This is a genomic window from Bellilinea sp. (genome assembly GCF_034432615.1).
Classification (GTDB): domain Bacteria; phylum Chloroflexota; class Anaerolineae; order Anaerolineales; family Anaerolineaceae; genus Bellilinea.
In genome coordinates, this window is the sequence record NZ_DAOUBL010000090.1 from 1 (window position 1) to 2,081 (window position 2,081).

At 55.8% G+C, this 2,081-nt stretch carries 2 protein-coding genes; both read right to left on the bottom strand.

Annotated elements, in window-relative coordinates; genetic code table 11:
• Positions 1-68 precede the first annotated feature (68 nt).
• Positions 69-1,466, bottom strand: coding sequence for a dihydrolipoyl dehydrogenase (lpdA, locus tag VAE48_RS04285; protein ID WP_322792085.1), 1,398 nt, complete (start codon positions 1,464-1,466; stop codon positions 69-71).
• Between the two features lie 135 nt (positions 1,467-1,601).
• Positions 1,602-2,081, bottom strand: a 480-nt coding sequence (locus VAE48_RS04290; protein ID WP_322792086.1) for a 2-oxo acid dehydrogenase subunit E2, incomplete at its 5' end; no start/stop codon positions are given.

Consider the following 2,081-nt stretch of genomic DNA (forward strand, 5'->3'; position numbering starts at 1 on the left):
TTCTTATTTGACCCGTGTGTGATTTTTTTCTGTTGATACAGTCCAGTCGGGAAGATCCTCCCCGCCAATCAAATGTGAATGGCATGCCCCGTAGCGGCGTGGGCTGCTTCCATGATCACTTCGCTCAAGGTAGGATGGGCATGCACATTGCGGGCAATTTCCTCAATGGTCAGTTCCATGCTCTGCGCAAGGGTCAGTTCGGGCAGTAACTCCGTCACCTCCGGGCCGATCATGTGCGCGCCGAGGATTTCGCCGTACTTCGCATCCGTTACAATCTTGACAAAACCGGTGTAATCCCCCAAGCCCAGCGCTTTGCCGTTGGGCTGGAAGGGGAATCGCCCGATTTTGACCTCGTAACCCTCTTCTCTGGCCTGCGCTTCGGTCAGCCCAAACGAGGCCACCTGCGGCTGACAGTAAGTGGCACGCGGCATCATGCGGTAATCCAGTTTGACGGTTGGAACACCGGCAATGTTTTCGGCTGCCACAATGCCCATCGCCGAAGCGACATGCGCCAGCAGCAGTTGACCGGTCACATCGCCGATTGCCCAAATCCCCGGCACATTGGTTGCCATGCGTTCATCAATTTTGATGAAGCCGCGCTCGTTCAATGCCACTCCAACCGCTTCCAGACCCAAATCCTGCGTATTCGGCTTGAAACCAATCGCCACCAGAGCCTGTTCGGCTTCCAGCACCTTCTCGCTGCCGCCATCCGAAACCTTGACGCGCACGCCTTGATCGGTTGTTTCTACGGACTGCACCTTGTGGCTGGTCAGCATCTGAATACCGCGTTTCTGGAAGGATTTAGCCAGTTCAGCGCTGATTTCTTCATCCTCCAGCGGCACAATGCGCGGCAGCATTTCCACCAGCGTTACCTGCGTGCCGTAGGAATTCCAGATGGTGGCAAACTCCACCCCAATTGCACCCGCGCCAATGATGACCACCGATTCCGGCCGGCGGGTCTGCAAAATGGCTTCCCAGTAGGTCAGCACCTTTTCGCCGTCCGGCTGAACGCCGGGAATCCTGGCAGCATGGGCACCACTCGCAACAATGATATTCTTTGCGGTGAAGGACTGGGTTTTACCTTCGGCATCGGTAACCTGCACCGTGTCGCGCGCCGTAAGGCGGGCTACTCCCATGTGAACATCAATCTTGTTCTTTTTCATCAAAAAGCCAACGCCCTGCACCAGCCGCTTGGAAACTTTACGACTGCGATCCACCGCCACCGCATAGTCCAGTTGGAGATTATCAAAGGAAAAGCCGAATTCAGCCGTACGCTCGCGGAGAATGTGCGCCAGCTCGGCATTGCGCAGTAGCGATTTGGAAGGAATACAGCCGACATTCAGACACACCCCGCCCAAAAATTCTTTTTCAACCACGGCGGTTTTCATGCCCAACTGGGCAGCGCGGATGGCTGCCACATACCCGCCCGGCCCGGCACCAATTACGATTACATCATAGTCACTCATCGTTCCATCCTCGACATTCCAGATTTTGGTTGGGGCTGTCCTGTTCAGCCCCGTTTTGACCTTGACTCAATTCTACCCGCTTGTGCGAAAATTCGGGGTTGGGTGTAGCATAAATCGCACATTTGCCAGCCCGGATCATCCGCTCCAGTTTTGCAGGGTTTCAACCACTTTGGCCAGAAAACCGTCTGCCAAAGCGCCGTCTAAGATTCGATGATCAAAGGTAAAGGAAAGATACACCATCGGACGCACGGCAATGGCATCCCCTTCCACCACTACTGCCCGTTTTTGAATGGCACCCACCCCTAAAATTCCGCATTGCGGCTGGTTAATGATGGGTGTGGCGAACAGCGAACCGCTGATGCCGTGATTGGTGATCGAAAAAGTGCCGCCTTTGACCTCATCCGGCAGCAGGCGATGCGCCCGCGCCCGGCTGGCAAGGTCATTGATCGCCCGCGCCAAACCCAACAGCGAAAGCCCGTCTGCGCGGCGGATGACCGGTACGATCAGACCCTCTTCTCCGAGCGAAACCGCAATACCCAGATTGATCTCGGAATGCAGCAGCAAACCTTCCTCACTCCATGAGGAATTGACCTGCGGGTAGGCTTTGAGGGCGGC

What these genes read in the sequence shown, in the direction of transcription:
- lpdA (WP_322792085.1), bottom strand. Translation starts at nt 1,466, where the DNA reads ATGAGTGACTATGATGTAATCGTAATTGGTGCCGGGCCGGGCGGGTAT.